General features: G+C 55.3%; 19 protein-coding genes and 1 tRNA gene. 15 read left to right on the plus strand and 5 right to left on the minus strand.

Features of this window, described 5'->3' with window-relative positions; genetic code table 11:
• Window positions 1-61 precede the first annotated feature (61 nt).
• The 3 genes from BN3544_RS03930 to dnaB all read left to right on the plus strand — a co-directional run bounded on the left by BN3544_RS03930 (window position 62) and on the right by dnaB (window position 3688).
• Entirely contained in the window at window positions 62-1975 is a 1914-nt protein-coding gene (locus tag BN3544_RS03930) for a SurA N-terminal domain-containing protein (protein ID WP_019428873.1), read from the plus strand.
• Window positions 1976-2019: 44 nt separating this feature from the next.
• Window positions 2020-2095: transfer RNA gene (locus BN3544_RS03935), tRNA-His, on the plus strand.
• Between the two features lie 174 nt (window positions 2096-2269).
• Entirely contained in the window at window positions 2270-3688 is a 1419-nt protein-coding gene (gene dnaB, locus BN3544_RS03940; RefSeq protein ID WP_019428874.1) for a replicative DNA helicase, read from the plus strand.
• A gap of 27 nt (window positions 3689-3715) precedes the next feature.
• Here dnaB and BN3544_RS03945 read toward each other — a convergent pair whose 3' ends face one another.
• From BN3544_RS03945 to BN3544_RS03955, 3 genes are all read right to left on the minus strand, one after another.
• A complete protein-coding gene (locus tag BN3544_RS03945) occupies window positions 3716-5404 on the minus strand; it encodes a PhoH family protein (RefSeq protein WP_019428875.1) in 1689 nt (562 codons plus the stop codon).
• Between the two features lie 158 nt (window positions 5405-5562).
• A complete protein-coding gene (locus BN3544_RS03950; RefSeq protein ID WP_026036456.1) occupies window positions 5563-6048 on the minus strand; it encodes a peroxiredoxin in 486 nt (161 codons plus the stop codon).
• Between the two features lie 157 nt (window positions 6049-6205).
• The gene (locus BN3544_RS03955) at window positions 6206-6583 is read right to left on the minus strand and encodes an Mth938-like domain-containing protein (protein WP_019428878.1); all 378 of its coding nucleotides are present in this window, start codon (window positions 6581-6583) and stop codon (window positions 6206-6208) included.
• A 131-nt stretch (window positions 6584-6714) separates the two neighbouring features.
• On the opposite strand from BN3544_RS03955, the gene BN3544_RS03960 reads away from it, so the two are divergent.
• From BN3544_RS03960 to BN3544_RS03985, 6 genes are read left to right on the plus strand one after another with little or no spacing between them, the layout of a single operon-like run.
• Complete coding sequence (locus BN3544_RS03960; protein ID WP_019428879.1) at window positions 6715-7956, plus strand: pyridoxal phosphate-dependent aminotransferase; 1242 nt, start codon at window positions 6715-6717, stop codon at window positions 7954-7956.
• A gap of 60 nt (window positions 7957-8016) precedes the next feature.
• Complete coding sequence (locus BN3544_RS03965; protein WP_019428880.1) at window positions 8017-9339, plus strand: homoserine dehydrogenase; 1323 nt, start codon at window positions 8017-8019, stop codon at window positions 9337-9339.
• Complete coding sequence (gene thrC / locus BN3544_RS03970) at window positions 9339-10784, plus strand: threonine synthase (protein ID WP_019428881.1); 1446 nt, start codon at window positions 9339-9341, stop codon at window positions 10782-10784. The genes BN3544_RS03965 and thrC overlap by 1 nt, the downstream gene beginning before the upstream one ends.
• Before the next feature lie 5 nt (window positions 10785-10789).
• Complete coding sequence (glp, locus tag BN3544_RS03975) at window positions 10790-12049, plus strand: molybdopterin molybdotransferase MoeA (RefSeq protein WP_019428882.1); 1260 nt, start codon at window positions 10790-10792, stop codon at window positions 12047-12049.
• A complete protein-coding gene (moaD, locus tag BN3544_RS03980; protein ID WP_019428883.1) occupies window positions 12046-12297 on the plus strand; it encodes a molybdopterin converting factor subunit 1 in 252 nt (83 codons plus the stop codon). Before glp ends, moaD begins: the two co-directional genes overlap by 4 nt.
• 4 nt (window positions 12298-12301) lie before the next feature.
• On the plus strand, window positions 12302-12790 hold the full coding sequence (locus tag BN3544_RS03985; protein ID WP_019428884.1) for a molybdenum cofactor biosynthesis protein MoaE: 489 nt from the start codon (window positions 12302-12304) through the stop codon (window positions 12788-12790).
• A 13-nt stretch (window positions 12791-12803) separates the two neighbouring features.
• Here BN3544_RS03985 and BN3544_RS03990 read toward each other — a convergent pair whose 3' ends face one another.
• On the minus strand, window positions 12804-13358 hold the full coding sequence (locus BN3544_RS03990; protein WP_019428885.1) for a hypothetical protein: 555 nt from the start codon (window positions 13356-13358) through the stop codon (window positions 12804-12806).
• A gap of 86 nt (window positions 13359-13444) precedes the next feature.
• Between BN3544_RS03990 and clpB the strand changes: the two genes are divergently transcribed.
• From clpB to BN3544_RS04005, 3 genes are all read left to right on the plus strand, one after another.
• A complete protein-coding gene (clpB, locus tag BN3544_RS03995; protein WP_026036457.1) occupies window positions 13445-16051 on the plus strand; it encodes an ATP-dependent chaperone ClpB in 2607 nt (868 codons plus the stop codon).
• A gap of 134 nt (window positions 16052-16185) precedes the next feature.
• Window positions 16186-17406: an MFS transporter gene (locus tag BN3544_RS04000; RefSeq protein WP_026036458.1), complete on the plus strand. Its 1221-nt coding sequence runs from the start codon at window positions 16186-16188 to the stop codon at window positions 17404-17406.
• A gap of 66 nt (window positions 17407-17472) precedes the next feature.
• Window positions 17473-19173 carry a thiamine pyrophosphate-binding protein gene (locus BN3544_RS04005; protein ID WP_019428889.1) on the plus strand — a complete coding sequence of 567 codons (1701 nt, stop codon included), beginning with the start codon at window positions 17473-17475 and terminating at the stop codon, window positions 19171-19173.
• A gap of 88 nt (window positions 19174-19261) precedes the next feature.
• Here the strand turns inward: BN3544_RS04005 and BN3544_RS04010 are convergent, their stop codons facing one another.
• Window positions 19262-19663, minus strand: coding sequence for an SWIB/MDM2 domain-containing protein (locus tag BN3544_RS04010; RefSeq protein ID WP_026036459.1), 402 nt, complete (start codon window positions 19661-19663; stop codon window positions 19262-19264).
• A gap of 573 nt (window positions 19664-20236) precedes the next feature.
• Between BN3544_RS04010 and aceA the strand changes: the two genes are divergently transcribed.
• The 3 genes from aceA to thrS all read left to right on the plus strand — a co-directional run bounded on the left by aceA (window position 20237) and on the right by thrS (window position 24764).
• Window positions 20237-21568 carry an isocitrate lyase gene (gene aceA / locus BN3544_RS04015; protein WP_019428891.1) on the plus strand — a complete coding sequence of 444 codons (1332 nt, stop codon included), beginning with the start codon at window positions 20237-20239 and terminating at the stop codon, window positions 21566-21568.
• 294 nt (window positions 21569-21862) lie between these two features.
• The gene (locus tag BN3544_RS04020) at window positions 21863-22651 is read left to right on the plus strand and encodes an alpha/beta hydrolase (protein WP_019428892.1); all 789 of its coding nucleotides are present in this window, start codon (window positions 21863-21865) and stop codon (window positions 22649-22651) included.
• A gap of 193 nt (window positions 22652-22844) precedes the next feature.
• Window positions 22845-24764, plus strand: coding sequence for a threonine--tRNA ligase (gene thrS, locus BN3544_RS04025; protein WP_019428893.1), 1920 nt, complete (start codon window positions 22845-22847; stop codon window positions 24762-24764).
• The last annotated feature ends 74 nt before the right edge of the window (window positions 24765-24838 follow it).

Consider the following 24838-nt stretch of genomic DNA (forward strand, 5'->3'; position numbering starts at 1 on the left):
CCCATAAAGTAAAGGCGAACCCAGTGTTCGCCTTTTTTCTTGACAACACGAGACTTCAAACATGTTTGATTCCATTCGCAACAACTCCAAAATCTTGATGGGGTTGTTGTTTCTGCTGGTGATTCCTTCCTTTGTGTTGTTTGGCGTCGAGGGTTACAGAAAGTTTGAAGACAAAGGTGCTGTGGTGGCCAAGGTGGATGGTCAAAAAATCACCCAGTCCGAGTGGGATGCTGCCCATCAGGCTGAAGTGGATCGCATCCGTGCTTCTGTCCCTAACTTGGATCCCAAACTGCTCGACTCGGCGCAAGCCCGCTACGCCACTTTGGACAAAATGGTCAATGAGCGCTTGATCGCTCGCGCATCTGAAAAACAACTCCTGGTCACCAGTGACCAGCGCTTGTCTCGCTACCTGCAACAAGATCCGTCCATTGCTGGTCTGCGTGGCGCAGACGGCAAACTGGACATGGAACGTTACCGTCAACTGGCGGCGAGCCAGGGTATGACGCCCGAAATGCTCGAAGCTCGTGTCCGTCGCGATCTGTCTAATCAACAAGTTCTTGCGGGTTTGCAAGCCTCAGTGTTTGCCACGCAGCGTCAAACCGACATGGCCTTAGATGCGTATTTGCAGCGCCGCGAAATTCAACTCAAGCGCTGGGCACCTTCTGACTTTGCGGCCAAGGTTGAAGTGGTCGAAGCAGACCTGCAGCGTTATTACCAGGACAAATCAGAGCTTTTCCGCACGGTTGAAAATGTGGATGTTGAATTTTTGGTCTTGGATGTGGCTGCATTGCAAGCCAAGATCAATTTGCCTGAGCAAGACCTGAAGACCTACTACGAACAAAATCTGCAGCGCTTGGGTGGCCAAGAACAGCGCCGAGCCAGCCATATTTTGATCAACGCAGCGAAAGACTTGCCAGCGGCAGACAAGCAAAAAGCCCGCGCCAAGGCCGAAAGCCTGTTGGCTGCTGTGCGCAAGGCACCCAAAACTTTTGCGGATGTCGCTCGCAAGAATTCGGACGACACGGGTTCTGCCAGTCGTGGCGGTGATCTCGACTTTTTTGCACGCGGTGCGATGGTCAAACCTTTCGAAGATGCCGCATTTGCGCTTCAAAAAGGCGATGTCAGCGATATCGTTGAGTCGGATTTCGGTTTCCACATCATTCAACTGACCGACATCAAATTGCCTCAAGCGCCTTCGTTCGAGTCCATGCGCCCCCAGCTAGAAGCCGATCTGCGCAAGCAACAAGCCCAGCGCCAGTTCGCCGAATTGGCCGAGGTATTCAGCAACAGTGTTTATGAGCAATCTGACAGCTTGGCACCTGTGGCCGAGCGCTTGAAGTTGACGGTTCAAAAAGCCCAAGGCCTGACCCAGACTCCTGCTTCGGGTGCTCAGGGTGTGTTGAATAACCCTAAATTGTTGCAAGCGGTTTTTTCTGAAGATGCGCTGGTCAAACGTCGCAACACCGCAGCCGTTGAGGTGGCCCCCAACACCTTGGTGTCTGCCCGTGTTGTCACGCATCGCCCGGCTGCTGTGCGTCCGTTTGAAGAAGTCAAAGCTGACGTTCGACAGCTTTTGGTCCAGGCCAAAGCGGCTGAGTTGGCGAAAGCCGAGGGGCAATCCCGATTGGCCTCCTGGAAGACCGATCCATCACAGGCCAACTTGGGCAGTGCTTTGGCGGTGTCTCGGGATCAAGCTCAATCGTTGCCTCAAGCTGTTGTGGATGCCGCTTTGCGTGCTGACCCCTCAAAAATGCCCGCGTTGATGGGGGTCGATCTGGGCGCGCAGGGTTATGCCGTTGTTCGGGTTAATAAAATCGTGCCCCGGCCTGAAGTCAATGCGCAGCAGTCAGAGCAGAGCCGCGAGCAATTTACACGCTTGTGGGCTCAGGCCGAATCGCAAGCCTACTTGGCCAGCTTGAAGGCGCAGTTCAAAGTTGAAATGTTCGCTGAAAAACCTCAAAAGATGGGCGATTGAGCCGCTAAAAAGCCTTGAGCTTCAGGCTATAATATCGATCTACGGTGGCTGTAGCTCAGTTGGTAGAGTCCAGGATTGTGATTCCTGTTGTCGTGGGTTCGAGCCCCATCAGCCACCCCAAAAATTTAAAAAAGCCCTTCCGAATCCGGTGGGGCTTTTTTTTGTGCATCACTTTGTTTGTGGTGCCGACTTGTCCCGTGTTGATCACTTGATACCCCCTGTTTATCCACAGGGTTATCCCGTGACGCCCAGTGCGGTGGGGGCTAACATCGCCTTTTGATTTGCCGGTTCTAAATGTCTGCTGTTTTCTCTCCCCATTTGAGCGAGTTTCCCTCGGATCTGTCTTCCGACAGCCAAATTGCCAAGTTGCGCGTTCCACCCCATTCCATCGAGGCCGAGTCGAGTGTCTTGGGTGGTTTGTTGCTGGACAACGCAGCTTGGGATCGGGTGGGTGACTTGCTGGTTGATTCGGATTTTTACCGTCATGAGCACAAGTTGATCTATGCCGCGATTGGTGCATTGATCAACGCCTCGAAACCTGCTGACGTGATCACTGTCAGTGAGCATCTGCAAAACCAGGGCAAAACCGCAGAAATGGGCGGTTTGGTTTATCTGAATTCCTTGGCTCAATACGTGCCCAGCGCCAGCAATATTCGACGTTATGCCGAGATCGTTCGCGAACGTTCAATTTTGCGCAAGCTGGTGACGGCGAGTGACGAGATCGCTACCAACGCGTTTAACCCGCAGGGCAAAGCGATTGATCGCATCCTGGACGAAGCAGAGCAAAAGATCTTCAACATCGGTGAAGAAGGCTCGCGCATGAAGCAGGGTTTTCAGTCGATGGACACGCTGGTGGTCGAACTGCTTGACCGCGTACAGGAAATGGCCGACAACCCCAATGACATCACGGGTGTGCCAACAGGTTTTTACGATTTGGACCGCATGACATCCGGTTTGCAGCCGGGCGACATGGTGGTCTTGGCGGCACGTCCGTCCATGGGTAAGACGGCCTTTGCGATCAACATCGCTGAGCACGTGGCCTTGAACGAGGGTTTGCCGGTGGCCGTGTTTTCCATGGAAATGGGCGCATCTCAATTGGCAGTTCGCGTGGTCGGCTCGATCGGTCGCATCGACCAAGGGCATTTGCGCACAGGCAAGCTCAGTGACGACGAGTGGCCTCGCTTGACAGAAGCCATTGAAAAACTGCGCACGGTTTCTCTGCACATTGATGAAACCCCGGGGCTCACACCTTCGGAGCTGCGTGCCAATGCCCGCCGTTTGGCGCGACAGTGCGGCAAGTTGGGTTTGATTGTGGTGGACTATTTGCAGCTCATGAGCGGTTCAGGCGGCTCGGGTGGCGACAACCGTGCGACCGAGTTGGGTGAAATCTCACGTGGCCTCAAAATGCTGGCCAAAGAATTGCAGTGCCCGGTGATTGCACTGTCGCAGTTGAACCGAAGTGTGGAGCAACGCACCGACAAGCGCCCCATGATGAGCGATTTGCGAGAGTCCGGCGCGATCGAGCAAGACGCCGACATCATCATGTTCATTTACCGCGATGACTACTACAACAAGGATTCCAAAGATCCTGGCGTGGCAGAAATCATCATTGGCAAACAGCGTAACGGTCCCACAGGCACGGTCCGTTTGACCTTCCTGAAGAACCTGACACGTTTTGAAAGCCTGGCGTCGGGTCTGAGCGACGATTACTGAGACCCGACCGGTTTTACCAGTGAGCGCTTAAAGCGCCTCGCTGGCAAAGTCTGCCAAGCGCGAACGCTCACCACGCGCCAGGGTGATGTGGCCGCCATGAGCCCAGCCCTTGAAGCGATCCACTGCATAGGTCAAACCCGATGAGCCTTCCGTCAGGTAGGGCGTGTCGATTTGGGCCAAGTTGCCCATGCAGATGATTTTGGTGCCTGGGCCTGCGCGCGTGATCAGCGTTTTCATTTGCTTGGGCGTTAAGTTCTGTGCCTCGTCAATGATCACGTACTTGTTCATGAAGGTCCGTCCTCGCATGAAGTTCATGCTCTTGACCTTGATGCGGCTCTTGATCAATTCATTGGTTGCGGCGCGACCCCATTCACCGGCATTACCGCCATCGCCTTTGGCCAGAAACTCCAGGTTGTCATCCAGAGCGCCCATCCAGGGGCCCATTTTCTCTTCTTCGGTGCCCGGCAAAAAACCGATGTCTTCGCCCACGCTCACCGTGGCGCGAGTCATGATGATTTCGGTGTATCGGCGGTCATCCAGCACTTGTGTCAAGCCCGCAGCCAGGGCCATCAAGGTTTTGCCTGTGCCCGCAGTGCCCGCCAGCGTCACAAAATCGACGTCCGGATCGGTCAGCAGATTCATTGCAAAGTTTTGTTCGCGGTTGCGGGTGGTGACGCCCCAGATGGCATTTTTCTGATGGGTGAAGTCCCTCAAAGTGCGCAATACCGCTGTTTTGCCTCGAATCTCGGTCACGCGTGCATACAAACTGGGTTCGCCGGGTGCCTCGAAATAGACAAACTGGTTCATGAACAGGCTGGGCACAATGGGGCCGCTGATGCGGTAAAACGTGTGCGTGCCTTGCTGCCAGCTCTCCACGGTTTTGCCGTTCTTGAGCCAGAAATCCGCTGGCAATGCCAGTGATCCGGGGTACAGCAGATCGCCATCTTCCAGTGTTTTGTCGTTTTGGTAGTCCTCAGCCTGCAGGCCCAAAGCCCTCGCCTTGACCCGCATGTTGATGTCCTTGGACACCAACACCACTTCGCGTGGGGCTTGTAATTGGCCCAATGCTTTGACAACGCCCAGGATCTGATTGTCTGCCTTGCCTTGTGGCAGGGCCAAGGGCAGGCTCAGATCGAGTGCTTGGGTCTGGAAAAACAATTGGCCCATGGCATCGGTATGACCCGTTGCACTCAAGGGTGAGCCTTTGCCCAAATCGGCACCTTGTGCACTGGCCAACGCGTCCAGTGAACGGCTGGCTTGGCGCGCATTGCGTGCCACTTCGGTCATGCCTTTTTTATGGCCATCTAGCTCTTCGAGCACGATCATCGGCAAGAAGACGTCGTGTTCCTCGAAGCGGAAGAGGCTCATGGGGTCGTGCATCAGCACATTGGTGTCGAGTACAAAGAGTTTGCTCGGCCCAGTTCGGCGTTTGGGGCGGCTCACAGGCGCAAAGCTGGGCTTCGTGGCAACGGGCGCAGTGTCAACGGGAGGCGCTGCAACGGCATTGGCTGTTTTGCGGTTTCGTGCTGTCCGTTTGGGCGCCATGGCAACGGGTGTTTGCGCGGGTGCCGCCCGAGATACAGGTGCTACAGGCGCAGTTGCCTTGGTTTCGACCTGCACCATGACTGGCGCGTTGTCTGCCTCAGTGGTTTGGGCTTCGAAAGCGGTGTGGGTCAAGCGACTGGCGCGTTGGGTGGGGGCAGGTGGCAGTGGCATGAGCGAAGGCCTCTTGATCAATGAAAAAAATCTAACGCCGAAAAATAAAAAGCCGCCTGGAGGCCAAGGCGGCTTTTCAAGAGAGCGATGAGGGGGCTGAAGTTCAGCAGCATGAAATCATTATGCACGAGCCGAATGACAAAACCCTCGGGCTTGAATCAAGCCACTGCAGCGGCTTTCTTCAGGTCTTTAACGGCCTTGAGCACTTCTTCGACGTGGCCAGGAACTTTCAGGCCACGCCACTCTTGTTTGAGGGTGCCATCAGCGCCAACCAAAAAGGTGCTGCGCTCAATGCCTTTGACTTTTTTGCCGTACATGATTTTGTTTTTGACCACACCAAACATGTGGCACATTTTTTCTTCTGTGTCGGCAATCAGCTCAAACTGCAATTCCAGTTTGGCTTTGAAGTCGTCGTGAGACTTCATGTTGTCACGCGAAACGCCCAGAACCAAGGCGCCGGCTTTGACGAAATCCTTGTATTTGTCCCGGAACTGCATGGCTTCTGTAGTGCAGCCAGGGGTGTTGTCTTTGGGATAAAAAAACAAAACCACGGGTTGGCCGAGGTGGGAGATGTTCGAAACTTTCAGGCCGCTGGTCGCGTTCGCTTCAAATTCGGGGAGGGGTTTGTTAAGAACGATCGCCATAAAACTTTGATCTCGCTTGACAGGTTGAGCGCTTGCCGCCATCAACTGGCGTCAGGTTAGCTAAAGGCCGTGGGCCTTGGCAACCTTTGATTTTACTCTGAATGAGGGGCCCCATCGCCCGACGCCTTGGAAACAAGCTAAGTGGCAAACGTATGCTTTAAGTTTCCAGCAACAAGGTGACCACAACTTTGCGTCCTTCGCTGGCCAGAATGTTGTAGGTGCGACATGCTGCGGGTGTGTCCATGGTTTCTACGCCAATACCGCGCTCAATCAGGGGTCTGAGCCAGGCTGGCTGCGGAAAGCGCAGGCGTTGGCCGCTGCCGAATATCACCAACTCAGCGCCACTCAAGGCCAATGTTTCAAAATTTTCGGATTTGAGCGCTTCAAAACGGTGAACTTCCCATGCCTTGGGCGCAGCGCCCGGCAGGCTGCTGACGATCAGGGAGTGATCGAATTTTTGTCCATTGACCTCAATCCATCCTTCGCCATAGGCATTGATGGTGAGGTTGTTTGATTTGTCGGGTTGTAATTTCATGGGGTGATCTGGGCTGCTGGGCGTATTCAGTCCAACATTAGGGGCTCGGCTCTGGGTTGTGGGGCCGAAACGGCCGTGAAATGTGGTCAAATTATAGGTTTTCCCCTCTCGCAACTGCCTTTGGAGGCACTTTGAAGCCCATTCAAAAATCTGCCAAGCTCGCCAACGTTTGTTATGACATTCGAGGTCCCATCATGGACCGCGCTCGTCAAATGGAAGAGGACGGGCAAAAGATCATCAAATTGAACATCGGAAACTTGGCAGTTTTCGGCTTCGATGCGCCTGAAGAAATTCAGCAAGACATGATTCGCAACTTGCCCAACTCGGCCGGTTACTCTGACAGCAAAGGTATTTTTGCCGCCCGAAAAGCCGTCATGCATGAGACCCAAAAACAGGGCATTTTGGGCGTGACCTTGGATGATATTTATCTGGGCAACGGTGCGAGCGAATTGATTGTGATGGCCACCAACGGCTTGCTGGACAACGGCGACGAAGTGCTCTTGCCATCCCCTGACTACCCGCTGTGGACGGCGGCGGCCAGTTTGTCAGGCGGCACCCCCGTGCATTACCGCTGCGAAGAGGCCAATGGCTGGATGCCGGATCTGGCGGATATCCGCGCCAAAATCACGCAACGTACCAAGGGCATCGTGGTGATCAACCCGAACAACCCAACGGGTGCCCTTTACTCGGACGAGTTGCTCAAGGGCATTGTGGCCATTGCACGCGAGCACGGCTTGGTGATTTTTGCTGACGAGGTTTATGACAAAGTTTTGTACGACGGCGTCAAGCACACGCCTTTGGCCAGTCTGTCACAGGATGTGCTGACCTTGACCTTCAACTCGCTGTCCAAAAGCTACCGTTCTTGCGGATACAGGGCCGGTTGGATGGTGATCTCTGGCGATAAAAAGAACGCCCGCGATTACATCGAGGGACTGAACATGCTCTCTAACATGCGCCTGTGCGCCAATGTGCCGGGCCAATGGGCCATTCAAACGGCACTGGGCGGGCATCAGAGCATCAATGAGTTGGTTGGCGAAGGTGGCCGCTTGCGCAAGCAGCGCGACCTGGCGTATGAGCTGATCACGGCCATCCCTGGTGTGAGTTGCGTGAAGCCACAAGCGGCGCTTTACATGTTTCCCAAGCTCGATCCGCAGATTTACCCGGTCAAGGATGACCAGGATTTTTTCTTGCAACTGCTGGAAGAAACGAAGGTCATGCTGGTCCAGGGTACGGGCTTCAATTGGCCTGATACAGATCATTTCCGCATCGTGTTTTTGCCGCACGAAGACGATTTGCGCGAAGCCATCGCACGCGTTGCACGCTTTTTGCAGGGTGCTCGCCAACGTTTTGGCACTGACGTCTTGGCGGCCTGAATTCAAAAAATCAATGCCCGAGTTTTCGGGCTTACCTTTCTTTAGTAAAGAAGTCGAAAAATGAAACCGATCAAAGTAGGCCTGTTGGGCATGGGCACTGTGGGCAGTGGCACATTCAACGTGCTCAAGCGCAACCAGGGTGAAATTCAGCGACGGGCTGGCCGAGGTATCGAAATCACCATGGTGGCCGACCTCAATGTGGCGCGGGCCAAAGAGCTGGTGGGCGAGGGCGTTCAAGTGGTGGCCGATGGCCGCGAGATCATTGCAAACCCTGAAATTGACATCGTCATCGAGTTGATTGGCGGTTACGGTATCGCCAAAGCGCTGGTGCTTGAGGCCATTGCCGCAGGCAAACATGTGGTCACGGCCAATAAGGCCCTGTTGGCCGTGCACGGCACCGAGATTTTTGCAGCAGCGCAAGCGAAAGGCGTGATGGTGGCTTTTGAGGCCGCTGTGGCTGGGGGCATTCCCATCATCAAGGCGCTGCGCGAAGGCTTGACGGCTAACAGCATCCAGTGGGTGGCGGGCATCATCAACGGCACCACCAATTTCATCCTGTCCGAGATGCGCGACAAGGGCCTGGATTTTGGTGTGGTGCTCAAGGAAGCCCAGCGTCTGGGTTATGCCGAAGCCGACCCGACCTTTGACATTGAGGGTGTCGATGCTGCGCACAAAGTGACCTTGATGAGCGCGATCGCCTTTGGTATTCCGGTGCAGTTTGACAAAGCTTACGTGGAAGGCATCACCCAATTGGGCGCCGCAGACATCAAGTACGCCGAGCAACTGGGTTACCGCATCAAGTTGCTCGGCATCACCAAGCGCACGGCGCAAGGTGTCGAGTTGCGCGTGCACCCCAGCTTGGTGCCTACACAGCGATTGATCGCCAATGTCGAAGGTGCCATGAACGCCGTGATGGTGCAAGGCGATGCCGTGGGCACCACTTTGTATTACGGCAAAGGCGCAGGCTCAGAGCCGACAGCCAGCGCCGTGATTGCCGATCTGGTGGACATCACCCGATTGCACACTGCCGATCCGCTGAACCGTGTGCCGCATTTGGCGTTTCAGCCCAATGCCATGAGCAGTTTGTCGGTGTTGCCGATGTCCGAGGTGGTGACCAGCTATTACCTGCGTTTGCGCGTGGCCGACCAGGCCGGCGTGTTGGCCAAGTTGACTGGCCTTTTGGCCCAGGCCGACATCAGCATTGATGCCGTTTTGCAGCGCGAGGCCGATCAGGTCAGCCAGGCAGGCGAAAACCAGACCGATGTGATCATTCTGACTCACGACACGCGTGAAGGCACCCTAAATGCCGTTTTGGCCGAAATGCAGGCGTTGCCCACCGTGATGGCGCCGATTGTGCGCATCCGCAAGGAAGAGTTGAACTGATGCGTTACCTGTCGACACGCGGTCATGCAGACCGCAAACAATTTTGTGAAATCCTGCTCGAAGGCTTGGCTCCTGATGGTGGTTTGTACCTGCCAGAAAGCTATCCCAAGCTGGATGCGGCTGCACTGACGCGTTTGCGCGAAGTCTGGACAAGCCAAGGCTACGCGGCTTTGGCCTTCGAGGTTTTGTCGCTCTACATTGACGACATTCCCCGTGATGACTTGCAGGCCCTGTGCCGCAAGACTTACACCCAAGAGGTGTTTGGCACAAAAGAGATCGTGCCACTCAGACCCTTGCAGGCCGCTGGCCAGGTCCAAGTGGATTTGTATCTGGAAGCCCTGTCCAACGGCCCGACCTTGGCCTTCAAGGACATGGCCATGCAGCTGCTGGGCAACTTGTTTGAATACGAGTTGGCGCGGCGCGGCGAAGAACTCAACATTTTGGGGGCGACATCAGGCGACACGGGCAGTGCAGCCGAATACGCGATGCGCGGCAAAAAAGGCGTGCGGGTTTTCATGACCAGCCCGAATGGCCGCATGAGTCCTTTTCAGCAAGCCCAAATGTTCAGTCTGTTAGACGAGAACATTTTCAACATCGCCATTGACGGCGTGTTCGATGATTGCCAGGACATTGTCAAAGCCGTGTCTAACGATCTGGCGTTCAAACGCCGTTACAAGATCGGCACGGTCAATTCGATCAACTGGGCCCGTTTGCTGGCCCAGGTGGTGTACTACTTTGCAGGGTACTTTCAGGCCACACAAAACAACGACCAGAAGGTCAGCTTCACGGTGCCGAGCGGTAATTTTGGCAACGTTTGCGCAGGCCATGTGGCCCGCATGATGGGCTTGCCGATTGACCGTCTGGTGGTCGCCACCAACGAAAACGATGTGCTCGACGAGTTCTTTCGCACAGGCATTTACCGCGTGCGCGGCACTGCCGACACGCATGAAACCTCCAGTCCCTCCATGGACATTTCTAAGGCCAGTAACTTCGAGCGCTTTGTGTTCGATTTGCTGGAGCGCGATGGCGACAGAACCAAAGCCATTTTTGGCGAAGGCCTCAGTCGCGAGGGTTTTTTCGATCTGTCAGGCGATGCCCGCTTTACCAAGGCGGCCACGGTGTACGGTTTCGACAGCGGTCGCAGCACCCATGTCGACCGTCTGAAAACGATTCAGCAAGTGTTTTCCAGTTATGGCGTGATGATCGACACGCACACCGCCGATGGTGTGAAGGTGGCCAAAGAGCACCTGAATCCACAAGTGCCCATGATCGTTTTGGAGACAGCTTTGCCCATCAAATTTGCATCGACGATCGTGGAGGCCTTGGGCCGTCAACCTGATAGGCCCGCCCAATTTGAAGGCATCGAGTCCCTGCCCAAGCGCGTTCAAATCATGAAGGCGGATGTGGATCTGATCAAGTCCTTCATCACGCAACACTGCGATTGAGCCGCATGACCACAGCACCACGCGCCCCCTTGATGTCACTTGATGACGCTCTGAAAACGCTGTTGGCGCAAATCAGCCCCTTGCTGGGCCATGAGTCGGTGGCGACGCTGGACGCCGATGGCCGCATTCTGGCGCAAGACTTGGTTTCGGCTTTGCAGGTGCCTGCTTTTGACAACTCGTCCATGGATGGGTACGCGGTGCGCAGCGCCGATGTGCAACAAGTTGGCGTCGAGTTGACAGTGACACAGCGCATTGCGGCAGGTCATTTTGGGCAACCCTTGTTACCAGGGCAAGCCGCGCGCATTTTCACAGGGGCACCTGTGCCCCCGGGTGCAGACGCCATCGTGATGCAAGAGCAAACCGAATGGGTGTCAGCAGACGTCCCTGATCGGGTTCGTTTTTTGACTCAAGCCGAAGCGGGACAGTGGGTGCGCCGCAGTGGCGAAGACGTTCGCATGGGCGATACCGTTTTGAAGCGTGGGCAAAAACTGGGCCCTGCTGAATTGGGTTTGGCGGCCAGCCTGGGTTTGGCGCATCTTCAGGTCATGTCGCGGCCCAAAGTGGCTTTGTTTTCAACCGGCGATGAACTGGTGATGCCCGGAGATGTGGCCCCTGCAGACATGCCACCCGGGGCCATTTACAACTCCAACCGGTTTTTCTTGCGGGCTTTGTTGCACCGTTTGGGTTGCGAAGTCAGCGATCTGGGCATTGTTCCTGACCGCCGCGAAGCCACCATTGCCGCCCTCAAAACAGCGGCTGACCACCACGATCTGATCGTGACCAGTGGCGGCGTTTCGGTGGGCGAAGAGGACCATGTCAAACCTGCCGTGCAAGCTTTGGGTGCACTGGCGCTTTGGCAGATCGGCATGAAACCCGGAAAACCGTTTGCGTATGGCCATGTTCGGCGCGAAACAGCATCCGGCATGGCGCATTTTGTTGGCCTTCCGGGCAATCCCGTGTCGAGCTTCATGACCTTTTTGCTCTTGGTTAAACCCTTGATTTTGGCGCTGCAAGGGGCGGAACAAGTGGCCCCTGTTTGCATGACTCTGCCTGCCCATTTTGATGTGCCCAAGGCCGACAAACGGCGCGAATTTTTGCGCGTTCGACGCAATGCGCAAGGCGGTTTGGATCTGTTTCCAAACCAAAGCTCCGGCGTTTTGACCTCTGTGGTTTGGGGCGATGGTGTGGTGGACAACCCTGCGGGCCACACCATTGCCCGCGGCGACAGAGTCAATTTTTGGCCATTTGCGGAGTGGTTGTCATGAAGATCCAGGTGCGTTACTTTGCTTCGCTGAGAGAAACCATTGGCGTGGCCAGTGAGTCGGTGGAAACGGCCTGCGACAACGTGGCCAGCCTCAGGCTGCAACTGATCGCGCTAGGCGGTGTTCATGCAGAGTGTCTGGCCATCGGACGCCCGGTGCGTGTGGCGGTCAATCAGGTCATGGCCCATGATGACACGCCGCTGCCCGGCGATTGCGAAGTGGCGTTTTTCCCACCGGTCACAGGAGGATGAAACCGTGTTTCAACGTGTCGCTATCCAGACCGAAGACTTCGATGTCTCTCAAGAACTGAACGCCTTGCGGGCGCAAGATTTGCGCGTGGGGGCCGTGTGCAGTTTCGTGGGCACCGTGCGGGATACCCGGGCTTTGACTGGCATCGCCACAGATGAAGTTCAGGCGATGGCGCTTGAGCACTATCCGGGTATGACCGAAAAATCGATTGAAGCCATGATCGATGAAGCACACAAGCGTTTTGATTTTTACGCGGCGCGTGTGGTGCACCGTGTTGGGCATCTTTTGCCCGCCGACCAAATTGTGTTTGTTGCCGTTACCTCGGCGCACCGGGGCGAAAGCTTCAGGGCCTGTGAATTCCTGATGGACTATCTGAAGACCCAGGCACCCTTCTGGAAAAAAGAGCAGACGCCGCAAGGTGCCCAATGGGTCGATGCACGTGTGTCTGACGATGCGGCTTTGGCGCGTTGGGGCATCGAGGTCAACAACGGCTGAAGAGGCGTTGGCCTCAGTGCTTGTAAACCTGTTGCGGCAGCAAGCTGGCGTCAGCCCTTTCGTCTTGGCGATTCTCTGGCTCCTGTTTCGATAAGCCCCAATCTGCGTTCGCCACGCACTGTCTAATCAAATGGATCATGCCGTGAACCAGTGACGCTTGTAAGTTGAGCTGGCAAGACTGGGTTGCAGTGTCCATTTTTTTCTGAAAAATGACCTGCAAATTGCCGTTAGTCTGCAGACTCAGTTGCGCGTCGGTGACCAAAAAAGGCTCTTCACCCAGAGGCAATTGTTGGGGCACTGCCGCATAGGGAGTGGCAAAGTCAGCAGTTTGCAAAAAAGCATTGCGTTTCAGTTCCGTCAACAGTTGTTGCGATGACGCATCGGTTGCGGCCAATCCGGGTTGAGCGGCTTCGAGGCGGGCAACAGAGTGGTCCATGGCTGGAAGCAGGCGTAAAGCCATTCGGCGGGTCAGCCAGAACCGGAACTCCAGACCGTCTTGGGTGTTCACTCGGAGCAAGAGCCGATCTTGGCGTTCGTCGTGGCTAACGGACAACTGGTGAATGTTCATTCTTTGATTTTAGGCAACACGGCAATGCCCTCCAAGCCTTGAAAATGGGCAATGATGCCCAAAATAAAGGTCACTGGAGAATTTTCATGCGCCTTGATAAATTGACGACCAAATTTCACGAAGCTCTGTCTGATGCCCAGTCACTGGCCTTGGGCCGTGACCATGCCTACATAGAGCCAGCCCACGTTTTGGTGACCATGCTCAAGCAGGATGAGGGGCCCAAAGCCTTGCTGCTGCGTGCGGGTGTGCAGGTTCAAGGTTTGCTGATGGCGGCAGAAGCCGCAGTGGGCCGTCTGCCACAAGTGACCGGGCAAGACCAGGTTCAGGTAGGACCTGAACTGGCCAAGTTGCTGCAAGGTGCAGAAAAAGAATCCATCAAGCGGGGCGACGCTTTCATCGCCAGTGAATTGTTCTTGTTGGCCGTTGCCGACAATAAGGCCGATATCGGGCGACTGGCCAAAGAGCATGGCCTGAGTCGCAAAAGCCTGGAGACAGCCATTGATGCCGTGCGCGGTGGGCAGACGGTAGGCAATGCCGATGCCGAAGGCCAGCGCGAAGCCCTCAAAAAATACTGCATTGACCTGACCGAACGCGCCCGCATCGGCAAGCTCGACCCGGTCATTGGGCGGGACGACGAAATTCGCAGGGCCATTCAGGTTTTGCAGCGGCGAACCAAAAACAACCCGGTGTTGATCGGTGAGCCAGGCGTGGGCAAAACCGCGATCGTGGAGGGCTTGGCGCAACGCATCGTGGCGGGCGAGGTGCCTGATTCGCTGAAGGGCAAGCGGGTCTTGTCACTCGACATGGCCGCTTTGCTGGCTGGCGCGAAGTTCCGGGGTGAGTTTGAAGAACGCCTGAAGACTGTGCTGAGCGAACTGGCCAAAGACGAAGGTCAGACCATTGTGTTCATCGACGAGCTGCACACCATGGTTGGCGCAGGCAAAGCCGAGGGGGCCATGGACGCGGGCAACATGCTCAAGCCCGCATTGGCCAGGGGCGAGTTGCATTGTGTGGGGGCCACCACGCTGGATGAATACCGCAAATACATCGAAAAAGATGCCGCTTTGGAGCGCCGCTTTCAGAAGATTTTGGTCAATGAGCCCACGGTCGAAGCCACTATCGCCATCTTGCGTGGTTTGCAAGAGAAGTACGAAATCCACCATGGCGTGGACATCACCGACCCGGCCATCGTGGCCGCCGCTGAATTGAGCCACCGCTACATCACCGACCGTTTCTTGCCTGACAAGGCGATTGATCTGATCGATGAGGCAGCGGCCAAGATCAAGATCGAAATTGACTCCAAACCCGAGGTCATGGACAAGTTGGATCGCCGTTTGATTCAGTTGCAGATTGAGCGTGAAGCCGTGCGCAAAGAGCACGACGACGCTTCGCAAAAACGCTTTGCCTTGATCGAAGAAGAGATCGTTAAGCTGAAAAAAGAAGCTGCCGATCTTGAAGAGATCTGGCAAGCAGAAAAAGCCCAGGCGCAAGGCGGTCAACAGGTGCGTGAGCAAATTGACCAACTGCGTCAGCAAATTGAAGACCTGACCCGCAAGGGCGATTTCAACAAAGTGGCGGAGCTGCAATACGGGAAATTGCCAGCACTTGAAAAAACCCTCAAGGACGTGCAGGCCAAAGAGGCGGCACCCGGAGAAAAACCGGTGCACCGCTTGTTGCGCACCCAGGTTGGTGCCGAAGAGATCGCCGAAGTCGTGTCCCGCGCAACGGGCATTCCGGTGTCCAAAATGATGCAAGGTGAGCGCGAAAAGCTGCTTCAGATGGAAGACAAGTTGCATCATCGTGTCGTGGGCCAGGATGAGGCCATCTCGGCTGTGGCCAACGCCATTCGCCGTTCGCGCTCGGGCTTGTCCGATCCGAACCGCCCAACGGGATCATTCTTGTTCTTGGGCCCCACAGGTGTGGGCAAAACGGAGTTGTGTAAAGCCTTGGCGGGTTTTTTGTTTGACAGCGAGGATCATCTGATCCGTGTCGACATGAGCGAGTTCATGGAGAAGCACTCGGTGGCCCGATTGATCGGTGCGCCTCCGGGCTACGTGGGCTACGAAGAGGGCGGTTACCTGACCGAGGCGGTGCGCCGCAAGCCTTATAGCGTGCTGCTGCTTGATGAGGTTGAAAAGGCCCACCCCGATGTTTTCAACATCTTGTTGCAGGTGCTCGACGATGGCCGATTGACAGATGGTCAAGGACGCACGGTGGACTTCAAGAACACTGTGATCGTGATGACCTCAAATCTGGGCTCGCACCTGATCCAGTCCATGGTGGGGCAGCCCGCTGAAGACATCAAGGATGCGGTTTGGGACGAGCTGAAGACCCATTTCCGGCCTGAGTTCTTGAATCGCATTGACGAAACGGTTGTTTTCCATGGTCTGGATGCGGACCACATTGCATCGATCGCTTCGATCCAGTTGCAAGTGCTCAAGGACCGATTGCTGCGCATGGATCTGAACCTGGAGGTTACGCCGGCTGCCTTGTCCGAGTTGGCCAAAGTGGGTTTTGACCCGGTCTTTGGTGCGAGGCCACTCAAGCGGGCGATTCAGCAACGCCTGGAAAACCCATTGTCCCGCTTGTTGCTGGAAGGGCGTTTTCCGCCAAAGTGCCGAATTGAAGTGTCGGTCGACCCGGTGCGTCACCCCGGACAGTTCGACTTCAAAGTGGTTGAAGCAACAGCCTGAACACAACGTGATGTACCCAAGGGGCCCAAGGGCCCCTTTGGTTTTTCAAAGCTAAACTGTGGTCAGGACAGTTGGGTGAATGCGTTCATTTTCGGAACTTGCGTACCGCTGCATCCGCCTTGAATATGACGCATATGCCATTGAGTTCTTCCGCTGTAGTTGCTGCTCCGTGGCGGGACGATGCCAAGGTGATGGGACTGGTTGGCATGGCCCATGCCAGCTCCCACTTTTCGCATCTCCTTTTGCCTTTGATGTTTCCTGTGTTCATGCAGGATTTTGGCTGGAGTTTTTCGGAACTCGGACTTCTGAGTAGCTTGTTTTTTGTGGTGTCCGGCACAGGTCAAGCCTGTGCGGGTTTTGTGGTGGACCGGGTGGGCGCAAGACCCGTGCTGTTCATGTCGCAGATGTTGTTCATGGCCGCGTGTTTGCTGGCTTTTACGGCGGACAGCTATGTCACGTTGATGGCTGTGGCCGTTTTGGCTGGTTTGGGCAATGCACCGTTTCACCCCGTCGATTTCACCATCCTGAACCAACGCGTTTCTAACGCAAGGCTGGGTTATGCCTTCAGTGTTCACGGCTTGACGGGCAATTTAGGCTGGGCTGTTGCCCCGGCATTTTTCACCCTGACCACGGCCCTGTGGGATTGGCGGCATGCTTTTTTGGCCGCAGCCTGTGTGTATGCCGTGGTCTTGGCCGTATTGGTCTGGAACAGGGCGCATTTGCTGACCACAACGGCCCAACATTCAGCCAGTGCGGATGTGGTCCCCAGTGATTTGGCGTTCATGCGCTTGCCTGTGGTGTGGTGGTGTTTTGGCTTCTTTTTGCTGTCCACGGTCACCTTGGCGGTGGTGCAGAATTTTTCGGTTCCTATTTTGAAAGAACTTCACGGTGTAAGCCTTGAAGTGGCCTCCATGACCCTGACCGCCTACATGCTGTTTGGTGCTTTGGGCATGTTGGTGGGTGGTTTTGTCGCCGCACGATTTCCGGCCATGAGCGATCGTGTGGTGGCTGTCTGCATGAGCAGCGCCGCCATCTTGATGGCTTTGTGCGCCAGCGGTTTGTTTGGACATATCGGAACGCTGTGGGTTTTAGCGATGACCGGATTTGCGGTCGGCGTCGGTGGTCCGAGCCGCGATTTGATGATCAAAAAAGCGACGCCCAAAGGCGCGACCGGCCGGGTTTATGGCTTGGTTTACTCTGGCCTGGATGTGGGGTTTGCGCTTTCTCCACTTGTGTTTGGATTCTTCATGGACAGGGGTTGGTACAGCGCGACATTGCTGGGTGCCGCATTTGTGCTTTTGCTAAGCGTTGTGGCCGCCCTCGGGGTCGGACGTCGCACCTCAGTGCCGGGCTGATTCTGATTTGAGCTCAACCCAACGACGGTGACAGCACCATCCTGATGGCTTGTGCACAATGCGCACATGAAGACAAAAATAGCTGGCCACTTGCTCGTTGAATGCCTCCTGGCCCAAGGTGTTACCCATGCGTTTGGTGTCCCCGGTGAAAGCTACCTCGCTGTGCTGGACGGCTTTCACTTGCACAGCGATGCCATCCGTTTTGTGACGTGCCGGCAAGAGGGCGGTGCTGCATTTATGGCCGAAGCACAGGGCAAACTCACGGGTCGTCCCGGCATTTGCTTTGTGACGCGAGGGCCTGGCGCGACCAACGCCTCGATTGGTGTGCACACGGCGTTTCAAGACTCCACACCCATGGTGCTTTTTGTGGGGGATGTGGCCAGTGACACGCGCGATCGCGAAGCCTTTCAGGAAATGGATTACACCCATTTTTTTGGACCATCTACCAAAGGCATGGCCAAGCGGGTCGAACGCGTTGACGACCCCGAGCGCTTGCCCGAATACATTGCACGCGCTTTTGCCACGGCCATGAACGGTCGTCCTGGCCCCGTGGTGTTGGTATTGCCTGAAGACATGTTGACCCAGCCGGTCCAAAAGGCGCAGGCTTTGCCACGGGTTGAACCTGTGCAAGCCTGGAGCGATCCCGGCGCTTTGCGTGACTTGCGAAACCTGTTGCTGGCCGCCCAAAAGCCATTGGTCATTTGTGGTGGGGGCGGTTGGACGGTACAAGCCGCGCAGGCCTTGCAGCGTTTTGCCGAAAACTGGCAACTGCCTGTGGCCAATGCCTTCCGATTTCAGGACACCTTTGACAACCACCACGCCCAATATGCCGGCGATGTGGGCATAGGCATCAGCCCGGCTTTGGCCCAATGTGTGCGCGAGTCCGACCTGGTTGTGGCCATTGGCCCCCGTTTGGGCGAAATGACCACCGGAGGCTACACCATGCTGCAAGCCCCAAAGACAGCGCAAAAGCTGGTTCACATTCACGGCAGCGCCGAAGAGTTGAACCGTGTTTACCAAGCCGACTTGGCCATCCTCTCCACCATGAACGCGGCAGCACGCAGCCTAGAAGTGTTGGCCGCCCCCCCAGAGTTGACCTGGAGTGATTGGACCAAACAGGCGCATCAAGGCTATCTTGACAATCTGAAGCCACAAACCTTGCCCGGCGATGTGGACATGCCCGAGATCGTGGCCATGCTGCAAAAGCATTTGCCTGTGGATTCGGTGGTCACCAACGGTGCGGGTAATTTTGCGAGTTGGATGCACCGCTTTTTCAAACACCATGGTTTGGTCAAAGGCCACAAGACCCAATTGGCTCCCACTGTGGGTGCCATGGGCTATGGGGTCCCGGCAGGGATTGCAGCCAATATATTGACTGGGCGTGTGGCGTTCACCATCGCTGGGGATGGTGATTTTTTAATGAATGGACAAGAACTGGCGACCGCTGTTCAGCACGGCGCCAAAAGCATCATCCTCGTTTTGAACAACGGCATGTACGGCACCATCCGCATGCACCAAGAGCGTGAGTACCCCACACACGTCACGGGCTCACAGCTGAAGAATCCAGATTTCACGGCCTTGGCACAAGCTTATGGCTATGTGGGGGTCCGCATGCACAAAACAGACCAATTTGAAGCGCTGTTGTTGGCAGCCTTGGCCCGCCCCGAGGGGACCTTGATCGAGGTCTTGCTCGATCCTGAAGTCATCACCACCCGAGGCACCTTGCAAGCCATCACCCAGTCGGCACTGGCCAAGCAAAAGGTTTGATCTGTCGGTTTAACCCTCACAGCTGCGTGCTGCATTGAGGCCATAAAAAAACCCGCCGAAGCGGGTTTTTTATTCGGTGGCATCTGAATTACTTCAGGTGCTTGCCGATCAAGCCAGCCATTTCGAACATGGTGACTTGCGCCTTGCCAAACACGGCCTTGAGCTTGTCGTCGGCGTTGATCGCACGGCGGTTAACGCTGTCTTGCAGGTTGTGTTTCTTGATGTAAACCCACATCTTGCTGACCACTTCGGTGCGTGGCAGTGGGGTTGCACCCACAACAGCAGCCAAAGCAGCGCTTGGTGTCAACGCCTTCATGAAGGCTGGGTTGGGCGTACGCTTTTTAGCAGGAGCAGCCTTTTTGGCTGGTGCTTTTGCCGCTACTTTTTTAGCGGGCGCTGCAGCTTTTGTCGCTGGAGCAGTTTTCTTGGCCGGTGCTGCTTTTTTAGCGGGTGCAGCTTTTGTTGCCGGGGTTTTTTTCGCAGTTGCCATGATGAAATTCCTTTGATCGGAAGTGGGTTCGTCGCTGAGTAACAGTTTGTTTGCAGCTGACTGCATGCTACTGGAGAAACAGGCAGTTTCCAAGCTGAATCATCATTTTTCTGTAAGGGTTGTTCCTGATTTTCTGAGGCAACGATTCATTTTTTCAGGCAGACACCTCAAATTGCACCTTCTCAGTGCGCAGGCGTCGCACCAGATTGTTGATTTTCCATTGTGCTGACGATTGCTGTGGAGTTTTTTGGGCAGGTGCTGCCTCTCTACGGCGGTCGCGTTTGAAGGATGTGACCTTGGCTCAAGATCTGCCTGTTTCATCCGGTGTTTTTGCTTTTCATAATTTGAAATACTGTGATGCTGCAGTGCCGCAAATTTTCTCAATATGGAAAACTATAAATCACATCGTAAAATAACATTCATAAGTCATTGATTTTATTGAAATAAAAATATGTCTTGTATAAGACATAAGAATTGAAATTAGTCTTGTACAAGAGTTAAGATTGCAATAACGACGAAGCAGAATCCGCTGCCTAAATCGCCCGATTTCAACTTGACTTCAGGAGTCCTACCATGCCAGCCAACCTCACTCAACAACTGAGCCGTGAACAGCAAATTGCCGCCCTCGAAAAAGACTGGGCGACCAACCCGCGCTGGAAAGGCGTCAAGCGCGGTTACTCCGCTGCGGACGTGGTGCGTCTGCGTGGCAGCATGCCCATTGAGCACACGCTAGCCAAGCGCGGCGCAGAAAAACTGTGGGAGAAAATCAACGGCGGTGCCAAAAAAGGTTACGTCAATGCTTTCGGCGCGATCAGCGCGGGTCAAGCCATGCAGCAAGCCAAGGCCGGCCTCGAAGCCGTGTACCTGTCCGGATGGCAAGTGGCTGCCGACGGCAATACGTCTGAAACCATGTACCCCGACCAGTCGCTGTATGCGTATGACTCGGTGCCCACCATGGTTCGCCGCATCAACAACACCTTCAAGCGCGCAGACGAAATTCAGTGGGGCCGTGGCATCGAACCTGGCAGCAAAGAGTTCATCGACTATTTCTTGCCGATCGTCGCCGATGCAGAAGCCGGTTTCGGTGGTGTGCTGAACGCTTTCGAATTGATGAAGAACATGATTGCCTCCGGCGCAGCTGGCGTGCACTTTGAAGACCAATTGGCTGCCGTCAAGAAGTGTGGCCACATGGGTGGCAAGGTCTTGGTGCCCACACAAGAAGCCTGCGAGAAATTGATCTCTGCCCGTTTTGCAGCCGACGTCATGGGCGTGTCGACCATCGTGTTGGCCCGTACCGATGCAGAAGCAGCCAACTTGATCACGTCGGACCATGATGCCAACGACAAACCTTTCTTGACCGGTGAGCGCACACAAGAAGGCTTCTACCGCGTCAAGAACGGCCTGGAGCAAGCCATCAGCCGTGGCGTTGCATACGCGCCTTATGCCGACTTGGTTTGGTGCGAAACCGGTGTGCCTGACATCGGCTTTGCCCGCGAATTCGCTCAAGCCGTGCATGCCGCATGCCCTGGCAAGTTGCTGTCCTACAACTGCTCGCCATCGTTCAACTGGAAGAAAAACCTCAACGATAGCCAAATCGCTTCTTTCCAAGACGACCTGTCGGCATTGGGCTACAAGTACCAGTTCATCACGCTGGCCGGTATCCATATCAACTGGTTCAACACCTTCCAGTTCGCCCACGCTTACGCCCGCGGCGAAGGCATGAAGCACTACACCGAAATGGTGCAAGAGCCTGAATTCGCAGCCCGCGACAAGGGTTACACCTTTGTGTCGCACCAGCAAGAAGTCGGAGCTGGCTACTTCGACGACGTGACCACTGTGATCCAAGGCGGTTCGTCTTCCGTCAAAGCCCTGACTGGTTCGACCGAAGAAGAGCAGTTCCACTGATCTAATGAATTGACGAGCGTCTGAAAGGGCGCTTGCTTTAACAAGCCATCTGATGCGCCGGTGTCAGGTGGTTTTTTGCTTTTTACCGTGAGGTGGAGGCAGGAGAGGGGTTCGTTCGTTCGAGTCCGTCTGCATTTGGGGCTGCGAGAATTGGTTGAATGGCCGAACAGGGGCTTATTTCAGCGCCAATCTGTCCATTGCAATTATTTCATTTTTCGTTTTGATATAGTTTTCAGATCGTTGGGGGTTGTCATTGTGAAAATCACACTTTTTGAAATTTCCCTGGTTTTATCAATGGCGCTGATGTGCGGCGTCTCTTGGGGCCAGAGTTGCACAGAACTGCCTGCCGAAAAAACAGTGTCGGATCAAAAAGACGGGTGTCTGGCCTTGGTGCCCGTGGGAACACCTCTTGCTGCGGCCAAAACTTTGGTTGTCATGCTGCATGGCGATGGTCAAGGGCAGTTGGGGCAAAGACAAATTGACCGCTGGACCGCCATCGGGCGCAGCTTGTCGGCACCCGATCGGAATGTGTTCTTCATGATCCGCCCGGGTTACCAGTCGCCTGCAGGCAACTCGAGCGGTTGGGCCAACCCCAAGGACGATGATTACACGGCAGAGAACATGGCGCGAGTCGCGGGTGCCTTGACGGCATTGAAGGCCACTTACAAATCCGAGAAGTTGATTCTGGTGGGTCATTCGGGAGGTGCGGCCACGTCGGCGTTGGTCTTGGGCAAACACCCGGCCGTTGCCGATGCGGCTTTGCTGCTGAGTTGTCCGTGCGATGTACCGCCTTGGCGCGATCACAGAAATGCGCAACGCGGACGGGGAGGCCCTTGGGCCAACAGTCTGAATCCGTTGCAATTCATTTCGGGCATACTTGCAGGTACACCGGTGGTGGCGGTCACAGGCTCCCAGGACGACAACACACTTCCGGAATTTGCCCGCCGATGGGTGGAACAAGCCGCCGCAAAGGGCGTCAAGTCCCGCTATGAAAATGCCGCCGGTCTCAATCATTCCAGCATTCAGCAGTGGCCCGACATTCATCACAAAGTCAGTGAGTTGGTCAAAGACCTGTACCCATGACGCTGCACTTGACGTGTGGCTTGGCCGCAGGGCATGGTTCATGGGCCTGACCGTTGACCCCGCTCCGGCATTGGCTGGCCAGTCTCGCCGGCCATTTGCAAAGTGAGTGGTGAGGGCGGCGTAAAATCTGCTTTCAGCGTTTAGATGTTTTCTTCAAGCGCGGCCGTTGCCGCGCTTTTTTACTTGCACACACATGGTTCAGATCACTCTTCCCGACGGTTCTTTGCGCGAGTTTCCAGGCCCTGTCACAGTGGCTGAGGTGGCCGCTTCCATTGGCTCAGGCTTGGCCAAGGCCGCGCTGGGGGGCAAAGTCAATGGCCAATTGGTGGATACCAGTTTCATCATGACGGCCAATGCACAACTGGCCATCGTGACGGCCAAGGACCCCGAAGGCCTTGAGTTGATCCGCCATTCCTCTGCTCACTTGCTGGCATACGCCGTCAAGTCCTTGTTTCCCGATGCGCAAGTCACGATTGGGCCTGTGATCGACAACGGCTTTTATTACGACTTTTCGTACAGCCGCCCGTTCACGCCCGAAGATTTGGTCGCGATTGAAAAACGCATGAGCGAACTGGCTGCGAAAGACGAGCCTGTGTTGCGTCGTGTTTTGCCGCGTGACGAGGCTGTCGCGCACTTCAAGGCGATGGGCGAAAACTACAAGGCCGAGATCATCGGCAGCATTCCGGCCGACCAAGAAGTCAGCTTGTACCGCGAAGGTGATTTTGAAGACCTGTGCCGTGGCCCGCATGTGCCCAGCACTGGCAAGCTCAAACACTTCAAGTTGATGAAGGTGGCGGGCGCTTATTGGCGTGGTGACAGCAAGAATGAAATGCTCCAGCGCGTGTATGGCACGGCATGGGCCAGCAAAGAAGACCTGCAACTGTATTTGACGCGCTTAGAAGAGGCCGAAAAGCGCGACCACCGGAAGTTGGGTCGCGAATTGGATTTGTTCCACATCGACGAGCATGCCCCAGGCTTGGTGTTTTGGCACCCTAAAGGCTGGACCGTGTGGCAAACCGTTGAACAGTACATGCGCCAGGTTTACCGTGACAACGGTTACCAAGAGGTCAAAGGCCCCCAGATTCTGGACAAGAGCTTGTGGGAAAAAACAGGCCATTGGGATAAGTACCGCGACAACATGTTCACGACCGAGTCGGAAAAGCGCGATTACGCGCTCAAACCGATGAACTGCCCTGGGCACATTCTGATCTTCAAGCAAGGCATCAAGAGTTACCGTGATTTGCCTTTGCGCTACGGCGAGTTTGGCCAGTGCCACCGCAATGAGCCATCGGGCGGCTTGCACGGCATCATGCGTGTGCGTGGCTTCACGCAAGACGACGGTCATATTTTTTGCACCGAAAACCAGATCCTGCCCGAGTGCGACACCTTCACCAAGGTGCTCAAGAAGGTATACGCTGATTTTGGCTTCACCCATATTTTGTACAAAGTGTCGACCCGTCCGGCAGCACGGATTGGCTCCGATGAGTTGTGGGACAAGGCCGAAAAAGCCTTGATGGACAGTCTGCGTCACTCGGGCTGCGACTTCGTGATCTCTGAGGGAGACGGTGCTTTCTACGGTCCGAAGATCGAATACACGCTGAAAGATGCGATTGGCCGTGAATGGCAGTGCGGCACGATTCAGGTCGATTTCAACTTGTCCGAGCGCTTGGACGCTGAATATGTGGCCGAAGACGGCTCGCGCCAGCGCCCCGTGATTCTGCACCGCGCCATTGTGGGGAGCATGGAGCGTTTCATCGGGATTTTGGTCGAACAGCATGCCGGTGCCTTGCCGACTTGGCTGGCCCCCATCCAGGTGTCCGTGCTCAACATCACCGACGCACAGTCCGATTACTGTCGTGAAATCGCTGCAAAACTGCAAAAATCAGTGTCAAATCAAGGCCTTAGGGTCGATTTGGACCTGCGTAACGAGAAAATCACGTATAAAATACGCGAGCATTCGTTGCAAAAGCTGCCTTACATCCTTGTTGCAGGCGACAAGGAAAAGGCGGCAGGTACCGTCGCAGTGCGCGCCCGAGGCAACAAAGACCTCGGTGTGATGTCGATCGATGCGTTCATTGAACTCATTGCTGCCGACATCGCTTCTAAAGCCTGAAGGTGATTTTCGCCACAAGCTTTGGCCCGTGGGCACAAAGATGGATGAGCTGCATGTCGCAGTTTTGTTCCGTA

Origin of the sequence: Limnohabitans sp. Rim47 (genome assembly GCF_001517545.1) — a bacterium.
Lineage (GTDB): Bacteria > Pseudomonadota > Gammaproteobacteria > Burkholderiales > Burkholderiaceae_C > Limnohabitans_A.

What these genes read in the sequence shown, in the direction of transcription:
- thrS (WP_019428893.1), top strand. Translation starts at nt 22,845, where the DNA reads ATGGTTCAGATCACTCTTCCCGACGGTTCTTTGCGCGAGTTTCCAGGC.
- BN3544_RS03965 (WP_019428880.1), top strand. Translation starts at nt 8,017, where the DNA reads ATGAAACCGATCAAAGTAGGCCTGTTGGGCATGGGCACTGTGGGCAGT.
- dnaB (WP_019428874.1), top strand. Translation starts at nt 2,270, where the DNA reads ATGTCTGCTGTTTTCTCTCCCCATTTGAGCGAGTTTCCCTCGGATCTG.
- BN3544_RS03955 (WP_019428878.1), bottom strand. Translation starts at nt 6,583, where the DNA reads ATGAAATTACAACCCGACAAATCAAACAACCTCACCATCAATGCCTAT.
- BN3544_RS04000 (WP_026036458.1), top strand. Translation starts at nt 16,186, where the DNA reads ATGCCATTGAGTTCTTCCGCTGTAGTTGCTGCTCCGTGGCGGGACGAT.
- BN3544_RS04010 (WP_026036459.1), bottom strand. Translation starts at nt 19,663, where the DNA reads ATGGCAACTGCGAAAAAAACCCCGGCAACAAAAGCTGCACCCGCTAAA.
- BN3544_RS03945 (WP_019428875.1), bottom strand. Translation starts at nt 5,404, where the DNA reads ATGCCACTGCCACCTGCCCCCACCCAACGCGCCAGTCGCTTGACCCAC.
- thrC (WP_019428881.1), top strand. Translation starts at nt 9,339, where the DNA reads ATGCGTTACCTGTCGACACGCGGTCATGCAGACCGCAAACAATTTTGT.
- clpB (WP_026036457.1), top strand. Translation starts at nt 13,445, where the DNA reads ATGCGCCTTGATAAATTGACGACCAAATTTCACGAAGCTCTGTCTGAT.
- BN3544_RS03950 (WP_026036456.1), bottom strand. Translation starts at nt 6,048, where the DNA reads ATGGCGATCGTTCTTAACAAACCCCTCCCCGAATTTGAAGCGAACGCG.
- BN3544_RS04005 (WP_019428889.1), top strand. Translation starts at nt 17,473, where the DNA reads ATGAAGACAAAAATAGCTGGCCACTTGCTCGTTGAATGCCTCCTGGCC.
- BN3544_RS04020 (WP_019428892.1), top strand. Translation starts at nt 21,863, where the DNA reads ATGGCGCTGATGTGCGGCGTCTCTTGGGGCCAGAGTTGCACAGAACTG.
- glp (WP_019428882.1), top strand. Translation starts at nt 10,790, where the DNA reads ATGACCACAGCACCACGCGCCCCCTTGATGTCACTTGATGACGCTCTG.
- BN3544_RS03990 (WP_019428885.1), bottom strand. Translation starts at nt 13,358, where the DNA reads ATGAACATTCACCAGTTGTCCGTTAGCCACGACGAACGCCAAGATCGG.
- moaD (WP_019428883.1), top strand. Translation starts at nt 12,046, where the DNA reads ATGAAGATCCAGGTGCGTTACTTTGCTTCGCTGAGAGAAACCATTGGC.
- BN3544_RS03930 (WP_019428873.1), top strand. Translation starts at nt 62, where the DNA reads ATGTTTGATTCCATTCGCAACAACTCCAAAATCTTGATGGGGTTGTTG.
- aceA (WP_019428891.1), top strand. Translation starts at nt 20,237, where the DNA reads ATGCCAGCCAACCTCACTCAACAACTGAGCCGTGAACAGCAAATTGCC.